The sequence below is a fragment of the Christensenella minuta genome, from assembly GCF_003628755.1.
Taxonomy (GTDB): Bacteria; Bacillota; Clostridia; order Christensenellales; family Christensenellaceae; genus Christensenella; species Christensenella minuta.
The window spans coordinates 1372344-1394238 of sequence record NZ_CP029256.1 but is presented as its reverse complement, the minus strand read 5'-3'; the positions used below and the strand labels follow the sequence as shown (position 1 = coordinate 1394238).

Below are 21895 nucleotides of genomic sequence, written 5' to 3'. Positions count from 1 at the left end.
TTTGAGGGCCGCTTGAAAAAATACGGCGAAAGGCGTCCGCAGGATTTGCCGGTTCATAACGGCGGCGCGCTGCGACACAAAAATGCGTGGATGGGATTCCGTGAAATATTTTAAATTTTACCCATCCGGTAATGCGGGCTTACTGCAGGCATGATATAATAATACCGGATAAAAATTGACGGTGTGCACTACAGGCACGGCTATGGAGGCGGAGCAGATAAAATGAAAAGAACGGTATGTCTGTTATTGACAGTGGTTTTAGCGGTGAGCGCGGTATTTTCCTGCGCGTCGTTCGCATTTGCGGAGGAGGGTCCTGCGAAGCTTTCCCTGGTTTTTGAAAATTGTGATCCGCCGGAAGAGGGGGACCTTTACGCGGCAGAAGAGGATACTACGGTCCGGATAGCCGATACTGCGCCTGCGGGCGGGGAAACGATTTATTATATGCTGATGTTCACCCTGAAAAACAAGGAAGCAAGGATGACGGAACGCATCCCGTATACGGGAACGGTGTCGCTTCGGGAAGCGATTGCGCAGGCGGTGGCGGACGGAGTGCTTACGCAGGAGGAGTTCGACGGCGTGGGCGTCGCGTTTATCGACGTGACGGCGGGTGAAGAATATGATCCGGTTGCGTCCGGTAACGCGCGGTTTATGCCGGCAGCATGCAAGCCGGTTGCCTTCGGCCCCGCGGCCGGGGAATATCCGGCGGGCACGCGGCTTGGGCTTTCGAGCGAAACGGCGGACGCGGAGATCTACTATACGCTGGACGGAACGTCGCCGAAGCTCCCCGGCGCTTCGCTGTATAATCCGGCGGACAAACTGACGCTGGCGGAGGACAGCAGGATTTTGGCAAGCGCGCGGAAGGCGGGCCTCAAAAGCAGTGAGCCTGCTTCGGCGGCCTATACCGTGCAGAAGAGCGGAACGGTAACGGCGGATCCCGCGCCGGGCACGGTCGCGGCGGGAACGCAGGTGACCCTGCGTGCCTCGGCGGAGGACGAGAAGATTTTGTATACCACGGATGGAACCGTTCCAGCGCAGGGCGCGGCGGGCACGGTGGATTCCGGGAGCGCTACGGCAGCGGTTATGATCGACAGGGATACGGTCATCAACGCCCGCACCTATAAAGACGGCACTGCCCCGGGCGATGTGCAGCGCTTTTCCTATACGGCAGGAGGCGCGGGCGACGCGTACGAGCCCAACGACACGCAGGAGACGGCGGCGAGCGTTTCCTTCCCTTCCAAAATCCGGGCCACGATCCACAGCGCTGAGGATGTGGATTATTACAAATTCCATTACAGCTATGCGACGCCCATAGAACTTTTGCTGTTCCAGCCGGACGAAGAAGGCGCGGCCTATTCGCTTACGCTTCTCGGCAGCGGCGGCGCGGAGGTCGCCGCAAGCGCGCTTGCGGGGGACCAGCGTATCACGGCGGAGCTTGCCGAAGGGGATTATTATGCCGTGGTAAAAAGCCCGGGCGGGCATTTTTCCGCGAAAGAATATACGCTGGCGGTTTCCAAACAGGCGGCAGAGGGCCTTGACTTTTCCGAATACAATATGCTAAACGCAATGCTCAACGCGGATTCCTCCGAGGATTGCTATACGCCGGCCGAAGGACGCGGCGGGGTGCTTTCCGGCGGAGATATTTATATGGCGCTCGCCTATCTTGCGCGGTGGAGCGGCCCGGTGCTGGAAGAGGACGACCCGTATATGCTGGACGAATTTGGCGGCGATGTGAGCGAGTTTACCTACCATCAGCTTCCTGCGCGCTACCACCTGCGGCAGGCGATCCTGCTGCCAGACCGGGAAAAGACGGCGGAAGATACGCTCCATTATAAAAACGCGATCTATACTTATGGGGCGATCTATTGCGGAATCCGCCACCAAGAGGGTGAAGGCGGGTATTACGACGCGACCGGTTCGTATTATTTCAAGCCGGAAGCGGATATGGCCGGGGGCGGACACGCGATCTCGCTGGTCGGATGGGACGACACAGTCCCGGCGGAGCAATTCACGGTGACCGTGGACGGAAAACCGTATACGCCCGCGGGCGACGGCGCGTTCATCGCCAAAAATAATTATGGAACGGAAAAGGGGCAGAACGGTTTTTTCTATATTTCCTATTATAGCGCGGACTTGTCCGCCAATCCCGCTGCCGCCGTATTTGTGGACGATCCGGCGAACGATTACGATAATATTTACCAGTACGACCCGCTTGGCTATACGAACCTCTACGAGCCCAGCCAATATTCGCGGGGCAAGGTGCTTTATACGAAAAACGTGTTTACGGCAGCGGACAGGCAGGACGTGAAGGCTGTGTCGTTTTACTCCATGCACGAGGATCAGGATTATGACGTTTATCTCGAGGTGAACGGGGAGACGCGCCATGTGGCGAGCGGAACCCATAAATATAAGGGATATTATACGGTGGAGCTTGGCGAAGGGCTCCCCGTCGGCGCAGGAGAAGAGTTCAGCGTGACCGTGCGGCTGCAAAACCGGGACGGAAGCGACGTCGTCGCGGCGGTTGAGATGCCGATCACCGGCCGTTCCGACAGGGCGCGGGCGCAGGCCGGACAGAGTTTTACTAGCACCGACGGACGGGACTGGACCGATATTTCCGCGAAATATTCCGCAAACAACTGTATCAAGGCGTTTACAGACGGCGCAGGCGGCGGAACGGACGATTCCTCGCAGGGGGGAGCGGGCCGGGCATTCAGCGCGGCGCAGCTCGAGAGTGCGGGAGAGCTTTCCGCTCCGGCGGCAGCGGCGGACAGCGCATCCAATAGCGGCCAGAACAAGACCAGCATCCTGCCGCAGGGCAGGACGGCCGATCCGGTTACAAAGTTGCCGGAAAAATTCGACCTGCGGGATATTGGCGCGGTTACCCCGGTGAAAAACCAGGGATGGATTCCTTCCTGCTGGACGTTTGCGACAATGAGCAGTGCGGAAAGCATCCTGCTGCGGCAGAATAATATTGCCGAACAAATGGGCGTGGAAAGCGTCAGCATCGACAGTGTGGATACGGTCTGCCTGGAGGTCGGGCAGACGGCGGATTTCTCCGCGGCGGCGGCGGTCACCCCAAACGAAGAAGAATTTTCCGGGATCCGGTGGAGCTATGCGGGCGATCTCGACAGCATCGATATCCGGACGGAGGCCGGACGCAGCGGGGAAACGGCGGTGCTGTTCACCGCAAAAGCTACGGGAACGGTTGTGGTCACGGCGACAAGTACAGCGGACGATACCAGGTCGGTGAGCAAAACGGTCACCATCGTGCAGGAAGCGCAGATACCGGGCGCGGAGGGCAAGGAAATCGTTTCATTGCCGAAGAGGGAGGGGGGTCTCGACCTCGGGAAAATAAAGGAAGCCTTGTCCGCCCTCAGTCCGCAGCAGGCGCTGCTGATCCCGGTGGGGGAAGGAACGGCCGTTCCCCAAGAAATCTTTGAACAGATCAAGGGACAGGATAAGACGATTATTTTTGCGGTTCTGGATGATGCGGGGAAGGTGGTCGCACGGTTCGTATTCCACGGTACGGATATTGCGGCTGCAATGGATATGAGCCTTGCGTTTTCCAATACGCCCGGCGAGGCGGCGAAGAACGCGGCGGTATTTCCGCAGGGGACGAAGCTGTTGTTTTTGAACTTCGGGCACAGCGGGGCGCTTCCCGGCAAAGCGACGGTATCCGTGCTTGCCGTGCCGCCGTTTGGAGCGGGCGAAGAGACGTACCTGTATTATTTCAACGGAACGGGCTATGACGATATCAGTACGCAAAACGTGGACAGCGCCGGATACGCGGCGTTTACCCTCAGACATTGCTCCGAATATGTGCTTGCGAACAGGAAGCAGGCCGAAAGCAGCGTTCCTGCGGATGACGGAGCGAAGCAGGAAGACGGGCCGCAGACCGGGGATACGAAGGATATGACGCCGTGGATCGTCATTGCCGTCATCGCGGGCGCGGCCGCCGCCGCGGCGGTGATCCTGCTGCTGCGGCGCAGGGCTGGAAAATAAAAGCGGCACAGGTCGCCTGCAGGCGCGCGTACGCTTGAAAAAGACGCGCCATGATGATAAACTAATAGAGTTTCAGTACATATTTGAAGGAGACTATTATGGCAAAGCAAACAGGCGGATTTGTGGAACACATTACGCCGCAGAACGAAGATTTTTCGCGGTGGTATACGGACGTCATCAAAATGGCGGATATGATCGATTATTCCGAGGTCAAGGGCTGTATGGTCATCAAGCAGTACGGCTATGGGATATGGGAGCTGATCCAGAACCAGCTCGATGCGCGTTTCAAGGAAACGGGGCATAAAAATGCCTATTTTCCGCTGCTGATTCCCAAGCACCTGCTGGAAAAAGAAGCGGAGCATGTGGAAGGATTTGCCCCCGAGGTGGCATGGGTCACGCAGGGCGGAACGGAAAAGCTGGCGGAGCCGCTGTGCATCCGTCCCACGTCCGAGACGATCATTTGTTCCATGTATTCCAAATGGGTGCAGAGCTACCGGGATTTGCCTGTGCTGCTGAACCAGTGGTGCAATGTTCTGCGGTGGGAAAAGAGCACGCGTCCTTTCCTGCGCACGTCGGAATTCCTGTGGCAGGAAGGACATACCGTACATGCAACCCGGGAAGAGGCGGAGGAAGAGACTGTGCGGATGCTCGGCGTATACAGGGAGTTTATGGAAAATGTGCTTGCGATCCCGGTGATTGCCGGACAGAAGAGTGAAAAGGAGAAGTTTGCGGGCGCGGATCACACCTATACCGTGGAAGCGATGATGCTTGACGGCAAAGCGCTCCAGATGGGTACGTCCCATAACCTCGGGCAGAATTTTGCAAAGGGGTTTGATATCCAGTTCCTCGACCGGGACGGGCAGCTGAAATATGCGTGGCAGACGTCGTGGGGCGTTTCCACCCGCATGATCGGCGGGATTATTATGGTGCACGGAGACGAGCGCGGCCTGAAGCTGCCGCCGCGTGTTGCGCCCATTCAGTGCGTGATCGTTCCCGTAGCGGCGCACAAAGAGGGCGTCCTTGAAAAAGCGCAGGAGCTTTTCGACGCGCTCAAAGGCGCGGGAATCCGCACAGAGCTTGACGACCGCGACCAGAGTCCGGGCTGGAAGTTTAACGAATGGGAACTGAAAGGCGTTCCGGTGCGGCTGGAGATCGGTCCGCGCGATATCGAGAAGGGCGCGTGCATGCTCGCGCGCAGGGACACCTGTGAAAAGGAATCTTATCCGCTCGAAAACATTGAAGAAACCGTGCGGCAGCTGCTCGGTAAAATTCACGACAACATGTTCGAGAGCGCGTTTAGGCACCGGGAAGAGCGTACCTTCGACGCGCATAATTGGGAAGAATTTATGCAGGGCATCGAGGAAGGACGCGGCTTCGTGCGCGCAATGTGGTGCGGCGAGACGGAGTGCGAGGAAGCGATCAAGGAGAAAACCGGCGTAACGACGCGCTGCGCGCCGTTTGAGCAGAAAGACCTTGGCAATGTATGCGTGCATTGCGGAAAACCCGCAAAGAAAATGATGTATTTCGCGAAATCTTATTAACACCTGCTGACGCGGCAGGGAAAGCTATGATAGGGCCGGACCGGAGGATTCTCCGGCCGGCCTTTTTGCCGTCTGCCGGAAAACGCAGTAAAATTCACATATAATTCAGCTTGGAACAGCGCGAAGCATGGTATAATAGAAGAAACAGGAGGTGGCGGATATGGTAGAGGTACGGTACTTTTCAAAATCGGGAAACACAAAGGCGGTTGCAGATGTAATTGCCGCCGAAGCCGGCGTAAAGGCCGGAAGCGTGGAAGGCGCGGATGCGGTGCGCGCGGACATTCTGTTTCTCGGCGGTGCGCTGTATGCGGGAGGCATTGCAGGCAAGCTGAAAAAGTTTATTAAAACGCTTTCCCCGGAGCATGTCGGATGCGTGGCGGTATTCAGCACCACGGCAAATCCGAACGGCGCGTATGCGAAGATCAAAAAAGCGCTGGATAAGCAGGGGTTGCGCGTGCTGGAGCATGAATTCCACTGTACGGGCGGGCAGGCGAAAAGCGGGGAAGCGGCACGGCATGCCGCAGTGTTTGCGAACGAGGTGTTGGAAGAAACCAGGCGCGGATAATACGGTCCTGAAAGGAAGGAAAAGCGTCGTGGTAAGATAAGGCCGCCGGGAAAACAGCAGGCGGTGAGGAGGCATATCATATTATGAGTTTTCTGGAACTTGCCAAAAAGAGATATTCGGTGCGCAGCTACAAGGAAGCGCCGGTAGAACGTGAAAAGCTAGATCAAATACTCGGGGTGGGGCGGGTTGCGCCCACGGGGGCCAATAAACAGCCCCAGCGCCTGATCGTAGTGCAGAGCAAAGAGGGGCTTGAAAAGGTGGGCAAAGCCGCACGTTTTTATGGCGCGCCGTGTGTCATCATCGTATGCAGCGATACGGGGGAAACCTGGAAACGCCCGTATGACGGAAAGAAACTGACCGATATCGACGCGAGTATTGTGACAGACCATATGATGATGCAGGCAACGGAGCTCGGTCTGGGGACGCTCTGGATCTGCTGGTTTGATCCCGGCGTACTGCGTGCGGAATTTGATATTCCCGGGCATCTTGAGATTGTGAACCTGCTTGCGGTTGGTTATGCGGACGGCGAGCCGCAGAGCCCGGAACGGCATGGGAAAGTACGCAAGCCGCTCGGCGAGACCGTTTTTTATGAGGATTTGCAGTAGAAAAAGACGAACAGTCAACAAAGGGCAGCTCCGGAAAACGGAGCTGCCCTTTGTTCCGCTGGAAAATTATTTGCCGCCGGTAAGCAGCCGCAGGAGGTCCTCCTCCGGCATGGGCCGCGCGTACAGGAAACCCTGTACAATAATACTCCTTCCAACGTCTTTGAGAAAATCGGCCTGTGCCTTTGTTTCGACGCCCTCCGCAACAACGGTGATTCCAAGCTGCTGCGCCATACTGACGATGCTCGTGATGATGACGCGCTCGCGTTCGGAATCAAATTTCAGCGTGAAGAAACGCTTATCGAGCTTGATTACATTGACCGGCAGGGTGCGCAAGAGATTGAGCGAGGAATATCCGGTGCCGAAATCGTCGATCGAGATACAGAAGCCGGCTTCCCGCAGTTCGTTCATTCGCCGGACGACCAGTTCGTCGTTGTACACGAGAGCGCTCTCGGTGAGCTCGATCTCCAATAAATCGGTGGAGATGCCGTATTTCCGGACGATGCCCTTCAGGTTTTGGATAAAATTATCATCGTACATATTGAGGCGCGAGAAATTGACCGAAACCGGGATCGCCGGATATCCGCGTTCGATCCAGCGGTGGAGGGCCGCGCAGGCTTCCTCAAATACATACAGGTCGAGCTTGGTGATAAACCCGTTGCGTTCAAATACGGGTATGAACGAGCCCGGACTCATAAAGCCTTTTTGCGGAGATTTCCAGCGCACAAGCGCCTCCGCTGCAATTGGTTTTTGCGTTTTAAGATCAAATTTAGGCTGATAATAAACTTCAAATTCATGATTTGCAAGCGCGGCGTCCATCGTGTTTTCGAGTTCTTTTTCGCGCAGCATTTCGTGGTTCATCACATTATCGTAGAATGCGTAAAAGGTATGGGCGTTGCTCTTCACGCTGTTTTTGGCAATCTTGCTGCGGTCGTTCATCCGCGTTACATAGGTATCGTCCTTCTGGATTTTGTAAATTCCGTAGGAAAGGAGCAGGTTATATTTCCGTTTTCGGGCGAAGCCGTAATCCCGGATTCTCTGGTTCCACTTCAGGATGCGGCCGATGATGTCCTCGTCGGAAGAATATTCGATCAAAACATCGAAGTCGTCCGCGCCTGTGTGCGTAAAAAGCTCGTTCTCCCGCATATCCTTTTTCAGCACCGCGGCGATATGCTGGAGCAGCATATTGCCGTTCTGGTAATCGTACAGCTGGTTGAATATCTTGAATTTATTGATGTCGAAATTAATCATTGCGAAGGAACGGCCGGGATACTCGCGCAGGATATTTTTTACTTCTTCACGGAATTTCATCCAGCTCAAAGAGCCTGTCAGCTCATCCTCATAGGCGATCCGCTCGAGATTTCGCCGGGATTTGTTCTGTGATAAAACAATATATACCAGAAAAATGATAACCGTGCATACGATGGCGCCGGTCATCCAGCCTGTGAGGGTAATTAGGTAAGAGCTTTTTGCCGTGGCGACGGACGCCGGCACGGCGGAAACGACATACCAGGAATTTACGCCGATCGGAGCATAACTGATATAATAGGGTTCGCCGTGTTTGAGGTAGCTTACAACTCCGCTTTTGCCTTTGGCCATGTTTTTCTGCATAGCGGGGAACTCGCCGTTCGGGTCTTCCACGGTGCTGCCGTGAAGATTAAAAATATTATCGAATGTAATGCTGTCCTCGTGGTGGGAAGCGGCAATCTTGTTGCCTGCTTGGTCGACAACATAAGAATAACCGCGTCCGCCGAACGTCGAGACGGAAATTTTATCTTCAAATACAGCAGTCGAAATAGTGGCAAACAGCACGCATTCCACCTGCGCCCCGTTGCCGCTGTAAACGGGAACCGCATATACGTTGATATTCTCTCCGTCTACAATATCGGCGAACGTATCGGAGATATTTGAAATTTCCGCCAGCGCTTTCTTGAAGTATCCACGGTCGGAAAAGTTATACGTTCCGCCGTCCGTGGTCAACGCCGTTCCGTCGGGATAGATGATCCCCATCCTCTTGAAACCGTTCTGAACCTGAAGGTCCTGCAGGATATCCATCGACCGGCCGGAAGACAGGCTGGGCGTATAATCGTTTCCAAATATGGTGGCGACCGCCTCAAGGGTAGAAATGTCGCCCTGTACCTGCGTATCGATGATCGCCGCTTCCTGCTGGGTAACCTCCTGTAAATAAGAGGTGTTTTCCTCATCCAGAATCCGGCGCACGGTACTGGCGTAAAAGAACATCAAAGAGACCGCTACAATGGCGATAACGACGATAATGATAAGTGAAACGACAAATATTTTTTTCGGCTTTCGCATAGATGCCCTTTTCCGATCTTAATAATACATAGGGGGTAATATATTCATTCTACCGATCATTATAACGGATTTATTGCGAAGTGTAAATATTTCGGGGATTTCCACCCGGAAGGGACCCGTTTACCGCCGGGCCGTCCATGAAAAATCTGCGATGCCGTGGTATAAGACCTGTAAAATAAGTTCGGATATCTGCCCGGTAGACTCCGGCATGCCGTCCTGCAGCCATTTTTGCAGGACGCTTACGCAGCCGGTGATGCCGAAAACGGAAAGGTAGTCCTTGGCGCGCTCGTCAAGGCCTTCGTAAATCTGGACGGAAATGATATCGGGAAGCTTCATAATCTCCCGCTGGATGTCCGGCTCACAGTTGTCGCTCAGAAGGGCCTTGAACAGGGAAGCGTTCTGGCGCACATATTTGAGGATAAGATTCAGGACCTGGAAAGAAATGGGCCCCTTCCCATCAAAATCTTGCCGTTCAAGCTGCCTTGTAATATTGTCGAGCACTTCCTGTTCAATATGGTGAAGCAGGTCGTACTGGTCGCGGAAATGCGCGTAAAAAGTGCTGCGGTTGATATCGGCAAGCTCGCACAATGATTTTACAGATATTTTGGAGATATGCTCTTTTTGCATTGCCTCCACCAAAGCGCCCTTGAGCATTTCAATCGTATATTTTACCCTTCTGTCTACTTTTTTAGTTTCCATTGCCTACCCTGATTTTGAATTTATTGTAAAAATCCAACGTTTTTATATTTTGTGTTGCGCAATCGACATTTCCCCGCGGATTGTCGGTTGTAATCCAACATTGTGTTGATTATAATACAGAACATACGATATTGCAACAGGGCGTTGTGGAGGACATCATGAGCGGATTGGCAAACTTGGTAGTGAAGCACAAAAAGGCGATTCTTGCGCTGTTTATTGCAGCAGCGGCGATATGCGCGGTATTGCAGTCGTTTGTGGCTGTAAATTACAATATGGTGGACTATCTGCCGCCGGAAGCACAGTCGACAAAAGCGCTGGAGATTATGCAGGAAGAATTCGACGCCGATATGCCGAACGCCAGCGTTATGGTAAAAGACGTTTCCATCGAGGAAGCGCTTGCGTATAAACAGAAGCTTGCGGAGGTTTCCGGGGTCGACAGCGTACTGTGGCTCGACGATGTGGCAGACCTCAAACAACCGCTCGAGACAGCGGACGCAGATACGGTTCAGGGCTATTACAAGAACGGAAACGCCCTTTATACCGTCACGATCGCGGACGGGATGGAGCAGGAGGCCTCGGATGCGATCCGGGAGCTGATCGGGGAGGACGGCGCGCTTGCCGGCGAATCGCCCGACCTTGCAACCATGCAGCAGGCGACAGGCGCGGAGGTTGGGAACGCAATGGCGATCCTGTTGCCCATCATCATTGCTATCCTGATTTTATCTTCTTCTTCATGGATCGAGCCGCTGCTCTTTATCCTGACCATTGGCATTTCCATTCTAATCAATATGGGAACCAATATTTTTTTCGGAGAAGTCTCCTTCATGACCAACTCCGTAAGCCCGATCCTGCAGCTTGCGGTTTCGCTGGATTATGCTATTTTTCTGCTGCACAGCTTTGCCGACAACCGGAAAAAATACGGTGATGTGAACGAGGCGATGCGCCACGCCGTAAAGGAGTCGGCGTCGACCATTGCAGCCAGTGCAGCGACTACTTTATTCGGCTTTCTGGCGTTGACGTTTATGGACTTCCAGATCGGGGCGGACCTTGGCTGGAATCTTGCCAAAGGGATCGTCTTGAGCTTTGTGACGACGATGGTCTTCCTGCCCGCGCTTACGCTGTGCACCGTGAGGCTGATCGACAAAACACGGCACAGGCGGCTGATGCCGAATTTTAAAAATGTAAACAAGGTATTCTCGAAGCTTGCCGTTCCGGCGCTGATCCTGGTGATCCTCGTCGTCGTTCCCGCTTTCCTTGGGCAGGGGCAGACAGGCTTTGTCTACGGCAACAGCAGTGCCGCCCAGGCGAGTGAAAGCGGACGCGCAAAAGAGGAAATCCAGGAAGAGTTCGGGCAGTCTACCATTATGGCGCTGCTTGTGCCGCGGGGCGACGTCTCGAAGGAGTTCGCGATGGGAGGGGAGCTCGGTGACCTTAACCATGTAACGGCGGTCGTATCGTATGCCAATATGGTGGGCGCGGCCTATCCGCCGGAATTTTTGGGAGAAGACGTGACAGGGCAGTTCTATTCGGATCACTATGCCCGTATTGTGGTCTATACCGATACGCCGGCGGAGGGCGACGCGGCGTTCGGCACGGTGGAAGAAATCATGGCGGTCGCCCGGTCCTATTACGGCGACACCGTATATTCGGTCGGGGAGAGCGCGAATCTTTACGATATGAAGAACGTGGTGCAGGAGGACAACCGGTTTGTCACCATTCTGGCGGTAATCGCGATCTTCCTCGTGTTGCTGGTCACCTTCAAATCGGGCACCTTACCGTTCCTCCTTTTGCTGACGATCGAGGCGGGTATCTGGATCAATTTGGCAATTCCGTATTTCACCGGAACGTCCATCAACTTCATCGGCTACCTGGTGCTCAATACGGTACAGCTTGGGGCGACGGTGGATTACGCCATTTTATTAACCACGACGTATATGCGGAACAGGAAGGCCATGCCGCAGAAAGAGGCGATGCATCAGGCGATGGGGGATTCGTTCAAATCGATCTTGGTCTCCGCAGCGACGCTTGCAACGGCGGGCTTCACCCTGTACGCGACCTCATCCAACCCCGCGGTATCCGATATCGGCTTGCTGCTGGGGCGCGGAACGCTGCTGTCCCTCTTCATGGTGATCTGTTTCCTGCCCGCGCTTTTGAGGATATTTGACAAAGCAATTGCAAAGACGACCTATAAGGCCGGTTTTCTGATCGATAGGAGTAAAGCGAAATGAGAGACAATCAGAAGAAGATAAAAATAAAGTTAAGGCATCTAATTACGGTCTGCCTGACCGTGTGCCTGGTTGCGGTCACGACCATCGGGCTGGCCTCGTCGTCCGGCGAAGCGGACGGCGCACGGGCGCAGGAGGCCTCCCGAACGGTGGAGACGGGCGCAAACGGAGCCGCGGAAATAGAGGGGAAAGACGAGGTAGTCTATGCCACGCTTTCCGCAAATGGAGGCGTCCGCGCCATTTATGCGGTCAATCACTTTGCGCTTGCGAAGGGCGGGAACGTGACCGATTACGGGGACTATGAATCGGTAGTGAATTTGACCAACAGCGACTCCCTGACGCAGGAGGGAAATGCCGTTTCGTTTACCGCAAGCGAAGAAAATTATTACTATCAGGGCAACATGAAAAGCACAGACCTTCCGTGGGATTTTACCATCGAATATTATCTTGACGGAAAGAAGCTGGAACCGGAGGAGGTCGCCGGAAAAAGCGGCGCGTTGGAAATAAGAATCGTATCCGCGAAAAACGACCGGGCGGACGCGACCTTTTATGATAATTATATGCTCCAGATTACGGTAACGCTCGATACGGATAAATGTTCCAATATCGGCGCGCCGGACGGAACGCCCGCAAGCGCGGGCAAGGATAAGGTAATTGCCTATACCGTCCTTCCGGGGCAGGATGCGGATTTTATCCTGAAAGCGGATGTGGCGGATTTTACAATGACGGGAATCTCTATTTCTGCAGTCCCTTATTCCATGAGCATGGAATTCCCGGATATGGAGGACCAACTGGGCGAGCTTGAGCAGCTGCCGGAGGCGATCGGCCAGCTCAATGAAGGCGTGGCCGAGCTCAGAAGCGGGACGAAACAGATGACGTCCGGGGCAAGCAGCCTCGTGAATGGTTCAGACGGGATCAGGGACGGGCTCGCGCAATTGAGCGGCAAGGCAGGCCAGCTTGAAAACGCGTCAGATCAGATCAACAGCGCGCTCGGGCAAATCGCCGCCGCGCTCGATGCGGAGGGGGGGATCGACCTTAGCCAGGCCGTGCAGCTTCCCTCGGGGCTTAAACAACTGGCAGACGGTCTGCGCGGGGTATCCGGCGGCCTCGGGCAGATGAAAAAAGGCTTTAATACAGCCTTTTCCGCGCTCGATAACGCAATGCAGGGAATTCCGGGCGCAAACATATCCCAGCAGGAGATCGACGGCCTGCTTGCCGATGGGTCTGGTCTCACGGATGCTCAGAAAGACGTGGTAACCCGTCTTGCGGCGCAGTATCAGGCGGCGCAGGCTGCGAAAGGGACCTATGCCCAGGTAAAGACGGCGTTTGCAGCGGTGGGGACCACAGCGGATACGCTGACCGGTTCGGTCAATACAATTGCGGATACGTTGGACACGCTGGCCGCGCAGGCAGGCGGGGTGCTCTCACAGCTGGACGGACTCGGGCAGCTCGGTGAATTGGCGTCGGGGCTTAAGGATCTGGCTGGAAACTATACCAGATTCCATGACGGGCTTGTTGCGTATCTGGATGGGGTGACCGGGCTTTCCGCGGGCTACAATTCCTTCCATGCGGGGCTTTCCACCTTCAGCAGCGGAGTAGGAGAATTAAATGACGGCGTGGGGGAACTGCACGATGGCACCAGTACCATGAGCGGCGAAATCGCGGGTATGCCCGGCATGATCCAAAAGGAGGTCGATAAGATGAAGGAGGAGTATATGCCTTCGGATTTTGATCCGGTTTCCTTTACGTCGGCTCAAAATACGGATACGGAGTTCGTGCAGTTTGTGCTGCAATGCGGGGGAATCGAGAAACCCGGGGAACCGGAACCACAGGAAACGGAAGAAGAAAACGAGACCTTCTGGGACCGGTTGGCAGCGCTGTTCCAATAACAGTTTTCCTGAAATAAAAAGAACCCTTCGGGGTTCTTTTTATTTCAGCTGTTGTCCCGTATAAAGTCCGCCACTTTCCGGCCGTCTTCATAGCCCTTGCCATACAAGCGCACAAATGCCTCCCTGTCCTTTGTGAAGGTATTGACGCCGCAGTCGTCCGCAGGTGCGACGAGAAGCGCGCGGCCCTGCCGTACAAGTTCCCTGAGTTCCCCGATGGACCGGTTGTATGCCTCATGGCGGTGCGCGATCCTGTCCACAATTTCCGGGTATTTTTTCAGCATCCAGCCGAGTAAACGCATATTTTTTTGTTTTGGCTTCACATAATCTTCCCGCCGTGTAATCAGCACGATGACCTTATCGCAGCCGTCGTCGAAAGCTTTTTGATAGGGGATCGGCTCAGCGACGCCGCCGTCGAAATACAGTCTGCCGTTCACCGGATACGGCTTGCACGCCGCCGGAATCGCACAGGATGCCTTCAGGACGTCATAGTTGTCCTGCGCAATATCGCCGCGCGTGAAATAGTGCGCCTTTCCTGTCTGCGCATCCGTTGCCACGATAAAAAAAGGGCAGGAAGTTTTTGCGAACGCCTCGTAATCGAGAGGGTTTTCGCCCCCACGGTTCGTGAGCGTGGTGTAAATATAATTGAGATTCAGGTAATTCCGGTCCCTGAGCCAGTTGCCGGCACTCATATATTCCCTGCGGAAGGTATAGTCCGCGAAGAAGGTAAGCGTTCGCCCGTGCTGGCCCGCCAGATAGGTAATCATATTGGCGGCCCCGGCGGATACGCCGATCCCGTAATCGATTTTTGCATTTTCATCCAGCATGCGGTCGTAAATACCCGCGGTATAGACGCCGCGCATCCCGCCGCCCCCGTCGATCAAGCCAATCATATTTTTGCCTCCGAAAGTCATCATAACAGAAGGGGAAAAAGTATGTCAAGATTTAGGGCTGCGGCGGGAGGAATCCTTCTGCCGGTATCCGCCCTTTTGTCCAAAACAGGGCGAATTGCACGTACCTAAACGAGGTAGCGGAGATCGCTGGCGATTGTCGGCGAGCCTAACATCATATGCTCTGCTTCTTCGCGGCCGATCCCTTTTTGGATCAGAAGCGCCAAATAGTTGACCAGATCGTCGGCCTCGTTATTCAAAACACAGGCGCCCTTCAGCCGTTCGCCTTCGTAGACAAGCTTTGCCTTTGAAATAGGCTCATTCATCCGGCGGTAAGTGAACCAACTGGTCATATCCACTTCCCTGACCCTGTACCGTTCCGGCGCCGCCGCCGCTTCGTCCGCCGTTATACCGGCCTGAGCCAGCTTTGGACTGCCGTATACGACGGAAACGGCAGGAGGATAGGCGATCTTGTGGGCGGCGGCGCCGAGGATTTTAGCCGCCGCGTAATTGCCTTCAAAGGTTGCCACGGAGGTCAGCCTGGGCTGTTTTTTATCGACGACATCGCCGCACGCGAAGACGGATGGGTTTGTTGTCTGCAGATATTCATTTACGGCAATGCCTCGCCTGCCGTATTCGATCCCCGCGTTCTCGAGCGCCAGATTTTCGACATTGGGGATCCGTCCGGTAGCGCAGACAACATAATCGGTTTTTTCAGAATAACGGTTGCCGCTCACTAAGAACCGGCCGTCCCGGCAGCTTACTTCCCGGATATCCGTATTGAAAACAAAGAGGATGCCCTTTTTACTGAATGTCCTGACCATATCTGAAACAAGGTCCTTGTCGAAGCTTTTCAGCGGGCGGTCGTTGTGATGTATAATGGTTACTGCGCTTCCGGCGGCATTGGCAATCGAAGCAAGCTCTAAAGCGATATACCCGGCGCCGAGGAAGGTCATGGAGGGAGGCAGTTCCGCCAGATCGAGAAAGTCAGTGCTCGTTTTCAGATAGCCTTTTCCTTCGATGTCGAGGATGCCCGGACGCTGTCCGGTCGCGATAATAAAGGCGTTCGCCTCGATTATTTTCCCGCCCGCCTCGATTTGCCGGGGATTTAGGAATTTTGCGCTTCCGCTGATCGTTCCTATACCGCGGCTCTGCAATTTTTTCCTGAATGCTCCGGGGAAAGGGTCGGTGAAGGTGCGTTTAAATGCAGCAAGCTCCGGCCAGCGGATAGACCTGACGGGAACGAGTCCCCTGCCCGCCAGTTGGTTGCTGCGTTCTGCGGCCTCCATTCCGGAAACAAAGACTTTTTTTGGGTCGCAGCCTCTGTTTGGGCAGGTGCCGCCCCAAAGGTCCTCTTCTACCAGGGCGACCCGTTTGTTTCCCGCCTTTAATGCGTAAGCGGCCGTGAACCCGGCCGGCCCGGCGCCAATAATCACAACATCATATTTTTCCATTGTTTTTCCTCTCTTGCTTTATACAGGATAGCGCTTGCCTACACAACCTGTGGCTCGAATTTATTGTATTGCTACCTAATAAACAGGATTCAGACAGATGAATCGGGATTAAGGAAAATCGAAACAAAGAGGGACCTATAAGGCTGGCGCCGCCAAAGAATGCCGCCGTCACTTTTTGATTAAGGAAACTAACTATCTGAATTCTATTGGAAAATCCGGCTCTTTTTGATATTCCGTTATGAGCAATGCTATTAAAAGATTATACTCAGCCTTTTTCTTTGAATGCATTTGTAATTCAAAATAAATTTGCCATAATTCATCTTCGTCAAATATTGCTCCCTCCACCCGGCATATTTTTTCCCAGCGTTTTAAGTCGCTTTGTATCCATGATTCCGCATTTTGCATAAAAATATCACTCCTTTATCAACCATTTTACGAGTTCGCTCAGTATTTTGAGCCTTTGTATTTCATTTGTAACCTATAATTACATAATCTACTCAACTATTTGAGCATTTTTTATGGAAGTGATTGGCGTATGCAAAAATTAAAGAATAGTAATATGGGCTATACGCTGCGCGCCCTTAGAAAAGTAAACGGTTATACACAAGATCAGCTTGTCGCAAAGTTAAATCTCATGGGAATTGAAATTAACAGGAATGTATATTCTCGTATAGAAACTTGTGAATTGAATATTCCTGTTAATCTGCTTGTCGGGTTACAGGAGATATATTCTTGTACTTTTGACGACTTTTTCAGAGCGCCTGAGGATATATTACGATAAATATTTCCTGTTAATATTGTTAATATACTTATAGAAATACAATTCTTGGAAATACATGGTGATGGCGCTCTATGTATGAGTAGACAGAACAATAACAAAAATCCGATCCCGCCACCGATAGGTAAAGGGTTCGGATTTTCTTGTTGTGGTGGAGCATACCGGATTCGAACCGGTGACCCCCACACTGCCAGTGTGGTGCGCTAGCCAGCTGCGCTAATGCCCCATATGCGCATTATTATATCATACAAATTTTTACTTGTAAATCTGTTTTCCGCTGGAAAAAGTAAGGAAATAAATGTCTTTTAGGATGGAAAACGGGTATATTACTTATCAAGGGTAATTTATACACAATCAATTCATAAAGCCTCACTATTATGAGTTTGTGATATAATAAAAACAGCGATAAAGTACAGGCGGTAATAGCAATGGGAAGCTTTGTGCAGGTAAAAGACGTATACAAAAGGTACCGAATGGGCGAAGTGACGATCACAGCATCGGACGGAGTTTCCTTTGAGATCGAAAAAGGAGAGTTTGCCGTTATCGTCGGTTCTTCCGGAGCCGGAAAAACAACGGTCCTCAATATTCTCGGCGGGATGGACCAATGCGATGAAGGGACCATTCTTGTGGACGGCTGCGAGGTCAGCCGCTATTCGCCGAAGGAGCTGACGGAATACCGGCGGTTTGATATCGGATTCGTATTCCAGTTTTATAATCTTGTACAGAACCTGACGGCCAAGGAAAATGTGGAGCTTGCGACGCAGATATGCCGCGAGCCGAAGGATGCGGAAACAGCTCTGCGGGAGGTTGGGCTTGCGGAACGTATGAACAATTTTCCGGCGCAGCTCTCGGGCGGCGAACAGCAGCGTGTCTCAATTGCGCGCGCCCTTGCCAAAAATCCCAAGCTGCTGCTGTGCGACGAGCCGACGGGGGCGCTTGATTCCGATACGGGCAAAACGATCCTCAAGCTTTTGCAGGATACGTGCAGGCGGGACCATATGACTGTCGTGGTCATCACGCATAACCATGCGATTACGCCGATGGCGGACCGAGTTATCACGCTTAAAAACAGCAAGGTCATGGATGTGAGGCTGAACGATCATCCGACCCCGGTAGAAGAAATAGAGTGGTAGGCATATGAAGTCAAAGCTAGTCAAGGAAACGCTGCGCGAAATATGGAGAAGCCGTAACCGTTTCTTTTCCATATTGGGCATTGTGGCGCTTGGCGTCGGCTTTTTTGCCGGGGTTAAGGCGAGCTGCCCGGACATGAAGCTTACAATGGAGCGCTATTACGAGGATACCGCGCTTGCAGATGTGCATCTCGTCTCGACTTACGGGTTCAGCGACAATGACCTTGCCGCGGTCCGTGAAGACAACGGTATCCGGGCAATGATGCCCGCCTATTCCATAGATGCGTTTGTGGACGTGGGGGACCGGGCCGATACGATCGTGAAGGTGCTTTCACTTGATACGGAAAATCTCAAAAACCCGGACGCACTCAATAAGCCTGTCCTACAGGAAGGCCGTTTGCCCGAAAGAGCGGGCGAATGCGTCGTAGAAAAAAACATCCATTCTCCCGAAGAATTTCAGATCGGGAACACTATAAAGCTTATTGCAGGAAAAGAAGACGAAAAGATCGGCGATACCCTCGTGCAGGATACCTTTACCATCGTTGGGATCGTGGAATCGCCGCAGTATATTTCTTTTGACCGCGGCAAGACGCAGATCGGCGACGGGGAAATCGATACGTTCATGATGATCCCGGCGGGCGACTTTAAGCTTGACGTATATACGGACGTTTACCTGACGCTTTATTCCACGCAGGGGCTTTCGCCTTTTGAGCAGCCCTATCAGGACGAAGTGGACCAGGCTGTCAAACGGTTTGAACAGATTGCGGATGTCCGGGAACAGGGACGTTATGATGAGATCGTAAGCGAGGCGCAGGAGAAGATCGGTGATGCCAAGAGAGAACTCGCGGACGGTGAGCAGCAGCAGCGCACAGAGCTTGCGGATGCGCAGCAGAAGATCGATGATGCACAGGCGGAGCTTTTGGACGGCCGCGCCGAGCTTGATAAGAGCAGAAATGAATACGATACGCAGATATCCGCCGCGCAGGAGAGGCTCGATGCGGCGCGGCAAACGCTTGCGGACGGGCGGGCGCAGTATGAGGCGGGGCTTGCGGAGTATGAAGACGGTATGCGGCGGTATGAAGACGGATTGCAGGAATATACGCAGGGTCTCGCCGATTTTGAGGCCCGGAAAACGGCAGCGCTTGAAGAGCTGCACAGCCTTGAGAAGCAGCGCGATACCCTGAAAAAGCAAGTGGAGGACGGACAGGCGCAGATCAGCGGGGGCAGGAGTCTTGTCGCCGGGATTTCCCATGTGACAGCTGTCTATGAAAATGATTCGGTGCCGGACCTCTCGCAGCTGCCGCCGGATGTTGCCGCCGTGATCGATGGGGCGGGGGCGCTTGACGCAATGATCCCGCCGGGGACGTTGCCGTCCGGGGTCACGGCGAAAGGAATGCTGGAGCAGTATGTACTTGCACCGCCGGAAAGCCCGGTGAAGGGCCTGCTGGAGTCGGGGCTTCATCAGGTTGTGGATGGTGTAAACAGTTACCTTGATACGCAGGAGCAGCAGCTCGCGCCCGCAAAAGAGGGACTTGCCCAGCTCGAACAGGGTATTTCGGACGGCTACGCCCAGCTTGACGGCGCGCAGCAGAAATTAGACGAATCCAAATATACGCTTGACACCGCGAAGGCGGAGCTTGACGGTGCGCAGCAGGAGCTTGACGGTACGAAGGCACAGCTTGACGCGGGAACGGCGGAACTCGCCGCGGGCCGGGCAGAGCTCGCGATGCAAAAAAAGACAGGAGCCCAAGCGCTTGCCGACGCGGAGCAGCAGCTTACGGACGGACAGACGGCGCTCGATCAGGCGCGCGCCGACTACGACGAGGGGAGGCGGGAATCGGACGAAAAACTGGAGGATGCCCGCCGGGAGATCGCCGATGCGGAAGCGCAGCTTGCGGACGTGCAAAAGCCGGTCTGGTATGTATGGGATAGGGACGATAATCCCGGTTATTCCAGTTATCAGGACGACGCGGAGAAGGTCGACGCGGTCGCGCAGGTGTTCCCGGTATTTTTTATCCTTGTGGCGGCGCTCGTATGCCTGACGACAATGACGCGCATGGTGGAAGAACAGCGTACGCAGATCGGCACCTTGAAAGCGCTTGGTTATACGAACCGTGCGATCATGGCAAAATATCTCTGGTATGCGATTGCGGCAAGCCTCGTTGGCAGCATCGCGGGCCTGCTGGTTGGTTTCACGTTGTTTCCGACGACGATCATCCATGCTTATCAAATTCGCTATTTCATGCCCGAACCGATCACGCCGTTCCGCTGGGATTATGCCGTTTGGTGTACGGCGGCCGCGATTTTGGTGACCGGAATTTCGGCATGGGCTGCGGGATATGCAGAACTCAAGGAGCAGCCCGCACAGCTGATGCGGCCCAAGTCGCCGCCTTCCGGAAAGCGGGTACTGCTTGAAAAATGGACGTGGCTGTGGAATAAACTGAATTTTACACAAAAGGTGACGGTACGAAACCTGTTCCGGTATAAAAAGCGCGTGTTGATGACCGTTGTGGGTATTGCGGGCTGCACGGCGCTGATGCTGACCGGCTTCGGTCTCCAGTATTCTGTGGGAGCCATCGTCCCCAAACAGTTCGGTGAAATTTTTATCTATGATGCGATGGGCGCGATGAGCAACGATATTACGCCGGAGGAGACCGGGACTGTACGGCAGCGGCTTGCGGAAACGCCGGGAGTTGCAAAGGATATGATGCTCCTCTACCAGGGGATGGACGCCGAGGCCGGTAAAAACAAAGCGAGCGTAACCGCATTCGTGCCCGAGGCCCCGGATCAACTCGGGGACTATATAACGCTGCGCACACGGGAAGAGCATATTCCTCTTTCGCTTTCAGATGACGGTGCGGTGGTGAACGAGAAACTTGCCAAGCTTTTGGGCCTTAAGCTAGGAAGCACCTTTACCCTTGAAAACGCGGATGGGGATAAAGCGGAGGTGCGCGTTTCCGGCATTACGGAAAACTATGCAATGAATTATGTATATATGTCCCCCGCATATTACCAGCAGGTTTTCGGTGCGGAGCCTGTGGTAAACACCTTCCTGTTCAATACGGAGGAGGGCGCGGACCTGAGCCGCCTTTCCGAGACGATTCTCGGGTATGATAATATTCAGGGGATTTCCTATGCTGAAAGTTCGGTGACGCAGTTCTCCGATATTGCGGACAGCCTCGGAAGCATCGTACTTGTGCTGATTATGTCGGCGGGACTGCTTGCGTTTATCGTGATGTATAACCTTGTGAACATCAATGTGACGGAACGTATCCGCGAGCTAGCGACCATCAAGGTGCTTGGTTTTTACGATAAGGAAGTGTCGGCATATATTTACCGTGAAAATAATATTTCGGCGGTGATCGGTATGCTGGCGGGGCTTGTCGGGGGGATATTCCTTGAGAAATTTGTGATACGGACGGCGGAAGTGGATATCGTAATGTTTGCGCCGGAAATTCCATGGACGGCATTTTTGTATGCGGGCGCGCTTACCATGGCGTTCACTTTCATTGTGAACTTCGTACTGCATTTTAAACTGAAAAAGATCGATATGGTGGAGTCGATGAAATCCATCGAATAGGCACGGGGCCGACTTTTTTTACACGGGAAAGGCAAAGTTCGGGCGGTGCTATTGACAAAGGGGACCGATAGAGGTAGCATTATTTCTGTCAGCAAAAGTAGTTGCGCGCGCAACTACTTTTGTCTGGAAGGTCAAATCCGCCGGTGGGTGAAAGCAAGAAACGGCGGCGGTATGGCCCCGCAGGGCGAAGCCTGGAATTTGGCAGGAATCGGGAGGCGGAGGCCGGGAAA

Annotated in this window: 14 protein-coding genes and 1 tRNA gene; 9 read left to right on the top strand and 6 right to left on the bottom strand. The window is 53.8% G+C overall.

Annotated elements, in window-relative coordinates:
- Nucleotides 1-222 precede the first annotated feature (222 nt).
- From B1H56_RS06630 to B1H56_RS06615, 4 genes are all read left to right on the top strand, one after another.
- Complete coding sequence (locus tag B1H56_RS06630) at nt 223-3999, top strand: lectin like domain-containing protein (RefSeq protein ID WP_066523382.1); 3777 nt, start codon at nt 223-225, stop codon at nt 3997-3999.
- Between the two features lie 98 nt (nt 4000-4097).
- A complete protein-coding gene (gene proS / locus B1H56_RS06625) occupies nt 4098-5540 on the top strand; it encodes a proline--tRNA ligase (RefSeq protein ID WP_066523381.1) in 1443 nt (480 codons plus the stop codon).
- Between the two features lie 160 nt (nt 5541-5700).
- Nucleotides 5701-6105 carry a flavodoxin family protein gene (locus tag B1H56_RS06620; protein WP_066523380.1) on the top strand — a complete coding sequence of 135 codons (405 nt, stop codon included), beginning with the start codon at nt 5701-5703 and terminating at the stop codon, nt 6103-6105.
- Between the two features lie 83 nt (nt 6106-6188).
- Entirely contained in the window at nt 6189-6710 is a 522-nt protein-coding gene (locus B1H56_RS06615) for a nitroreductase family protein (RefSeq protein WP_066523379.1), read from the top strand.
- Nucleotides 6711-6776: 66 nt separating this feature from the next.
- Here the strand turns inward: B1H56_RS06615 and B1H56_RS06610 are convergent, their stop codons facing one another.
- On the bottom strand, nt 6777-9023 hold the full coding sequence (locus B1H56_RS06610; RefSeq protein WP_066523378.1) for a bifunctional diguanylate cyclase/phosphodiesterase: 2247 nt from the start codon (nt 9021-9023) through the stop codon (nt 6777-6779).
- Nucleotides 9024-9143: 120 nt separating this feature from the next.
- On the bottom strand, nt 9144-9722 hold the full coding sequence (locus tag B1H56_RS06605) for a TetR/AcrR family transcriptional regulator (protein WP_066523377.1): 579 nt from the start codon (nt 9720-9722) through the stop codon (nt 9144-9146).
- A 158-nt stretch (nt 9723-9880) separates the two neighbouring features.
- On the opposite strand from B1H56_RS06605, the gene B1H56_RS06600 reads away from it, so the two are divergent.
- Together B1H56_RS06600 and B1H56_RS06595 are read left to right on the top strand one after the other, a co-directional pair.
- Nucleotides 9881-11950 (top strand): efflux RND transporter permease subunit, encoded by a 2070-nt coding sequence (locus B1H56_RS06600; RefSeq protein ID WP_066523376.1) that lies wholly within the window; start codon nt 9881-9883, stop codon nt 11948-11950.
- Nucleotides 11947-13836, top strand: coding sequence for a phage tail family protein (locus tag B1H56_RS06595; protein WP_066523375.1), 1890 nt, complete (start codon nt 11947-11949; stop codon nt 13834-13836). Before B1H56_RS06600 ends, B1H56_RS06595 begins: the two co-directional genes overlap by 4 nt.
- Nucleotides 13837-13880: 44 nt before the next feature.
- On the opposite strand, the gene B1H56_RS06590 is transcribed toward B1H56_RS06595, so the two are convergent.
- The 3 genes from B1H56_RS06590 to B1H56_RS06580 all read right to left on the bottom strand — a co-directional run bounded on the left by B1H56_RS06590 (nt 13881) and on the right by B1H56_RS06580 (nt 16582).
- On the bottom strand, nt 13881-14726 hold the full coding sequence (locus B1H56_RS06590) for a patatin-like phospholipase family protein (protein WP_066523374.1): 846 nt from the start codon (nt 14724-14726) through the stop codon (nt 13881-13883).
- A 125-nt stretch (nt 14727-14851) separates the two neighbouring features.
- Entirely contained in the window at nt 14852-16177 is a 1326-nt protein-coding gene (locus B1H56_RS06585; RefSeq protein WP_066523373.1) for a dihydrolipoyl dehydrogenase family protein, read from the bottom strand.
- Between the two features lie 192 nt (nt 16178-16369).
- On the bottom strand, nt 16370-16582 hold the full coding sequence (locus tag B1H56_RS06580; RefSeq protein WP_066523372.1) for a hypothetical protein: 213 nt from the start codon (nt 16580-16582) through the stop codon (nt 16370-16372).
- Between the two features lie 130 nt (nt 16583-16712).
- Between B1H56_RS06580 and B1H56_RS06575 the strand changes: the two genes are divergently transcribed.
- Entirely contained in the window at nt 16713-16958 is a 246-nt protein-coding gene (locus B1H56_RS06575) for a helix-turn-helix domain-containing protein (RefSeq protein WP_066523371.1), read from the top strand.
- A gap of 146 nt (nt 16959-17104) precedes the next feature.
- Here B1H56_RS06575 and B1H56_RS06570 read toward each other — a convergent pair.
- Nucleotides 17105-17181 (bottom strand) — tRNA-Ala (locus B1H56_RS06570).
- Nucleotides 17182-17383: 202 nt separating this feature from the next.
- Here B1H56_RS06570 and B1H56_RS06565 point away from each other — a divergent pair.
- Entirely contained in the window at nt 17384-18088 is a 705-nt protein-coding gene (locus tag B1H56_RS06565; RefSeq protein WP_066523370.1) for an ABC transporter ATP-binding protein, read from the top strand.
- A gap of 4 nt (nt 18089-18092) precedes the next feature.
- Nucleotides 18093-21665, top strand: a complete 3573-nt coding sequence (locus tag B1H56_RS06560) for an ABC transporter permease (RefSeq protein ID WP_066523369.1) — start codon at nt 18093-18095, stop codon at nt 21663-21665.
- Nucleotides 21666-21895: the final 230 nt, after the last annotated feature.

Coding starts and splice junctions, on each gene's coding strand:
- B1H56_RS06630 (WP_066523382.1), top strand. CDS start 223: ATGAAAAGAACGGTATGTCTGTTATTGACAGTGGTTTTAGCGGTGAGC.
- proS (WP_066523381.1), top strand. CDS start 4,098: ATGGCAAAGCAAACAGGCGGATTTGTGGAACACATTACGCCGCAGAAC.
- B1H56_RS06620 (WP_066523380.1), top strand. CDS start 5,701: ATGGTAGAGGTACGGTACTTTTCAAAATCGGGAAACACAAAGGCGGTT.
- B1H56_RS06615 (WP_066523379.1), top strand. CDS start 6,189: ATGAGTTTTCTGGAACTTGCCAAAAAGAGATATTCGGTGCGCAGCTAC.
- B1H56_RS06610 (WP_066523378.1), bottom strand. CDS start 9,023: ATGCGAAAGCCGAAAAAAATATTTGTCGTTTCACTTATCATTATCGTC.
- B1H56_RS06605 (WP_066523377.1), bottom strand. CDS start 9,722: ATGGAAACTAAAAAAGTAGACAGAAGGGTAAAATATACGATTGAAATG.
- B1H56_RS06600 (WP_066523376.1), top strand. CDS start 9,881: ATGAGCGGATTGGCAAACTTGGTAGTGAAGCACAAAAAGGCGATTCTT.
- B1H56_RS06595 (WP_066523375.1), top strand. CDS start 11,947: ATGAGAGACAATCAGAAGAAGATAAAAATAAAGTTAAGGCATCTAATT.
- B1H56_RS06590 (WP_066523374.1), bottom strand. CDS start 14,726: ATGATTGGCTTGATCGACGGGGGCGGCGGGATGCGCGGCGTCTATACC.
- B1H56_RS06585 (WP_066523373.1), bottom strand. CDS start 16,177: ATGGAAAAATATGATGTTGTGATTATTGGCGCCGGGCCGGCCGGGTTC.
- B1H56_RS06580 (WP_066523372.1), bottom strand. CDS start 16,582: ATGCAAAATGCGGAATCATGGATACAAAGCGACTTAAAACGCTGGGAA.
- B1H56_RS06575 (WP_066523371.1), top strand. CDS start 16,713: ATGCAAAAATTAAAGAATAGTAATATGGGCTATACGCTGCGCGCCCTT.
- B1H56_RS06565 (WP_066523370.1), top strand. CDS start 17,384: ATGGGAAGCTTTGTGCAGGTAAAAGACGTATACAAAAGGTACCGAATG.
- B1H56_RS06560 (WP_066523369.1), top strand. CDS start 18,093: ATGAAGTCAAAGCTAGTCAAGGAAACGCTGCGCGAAATATGGAGAAGC.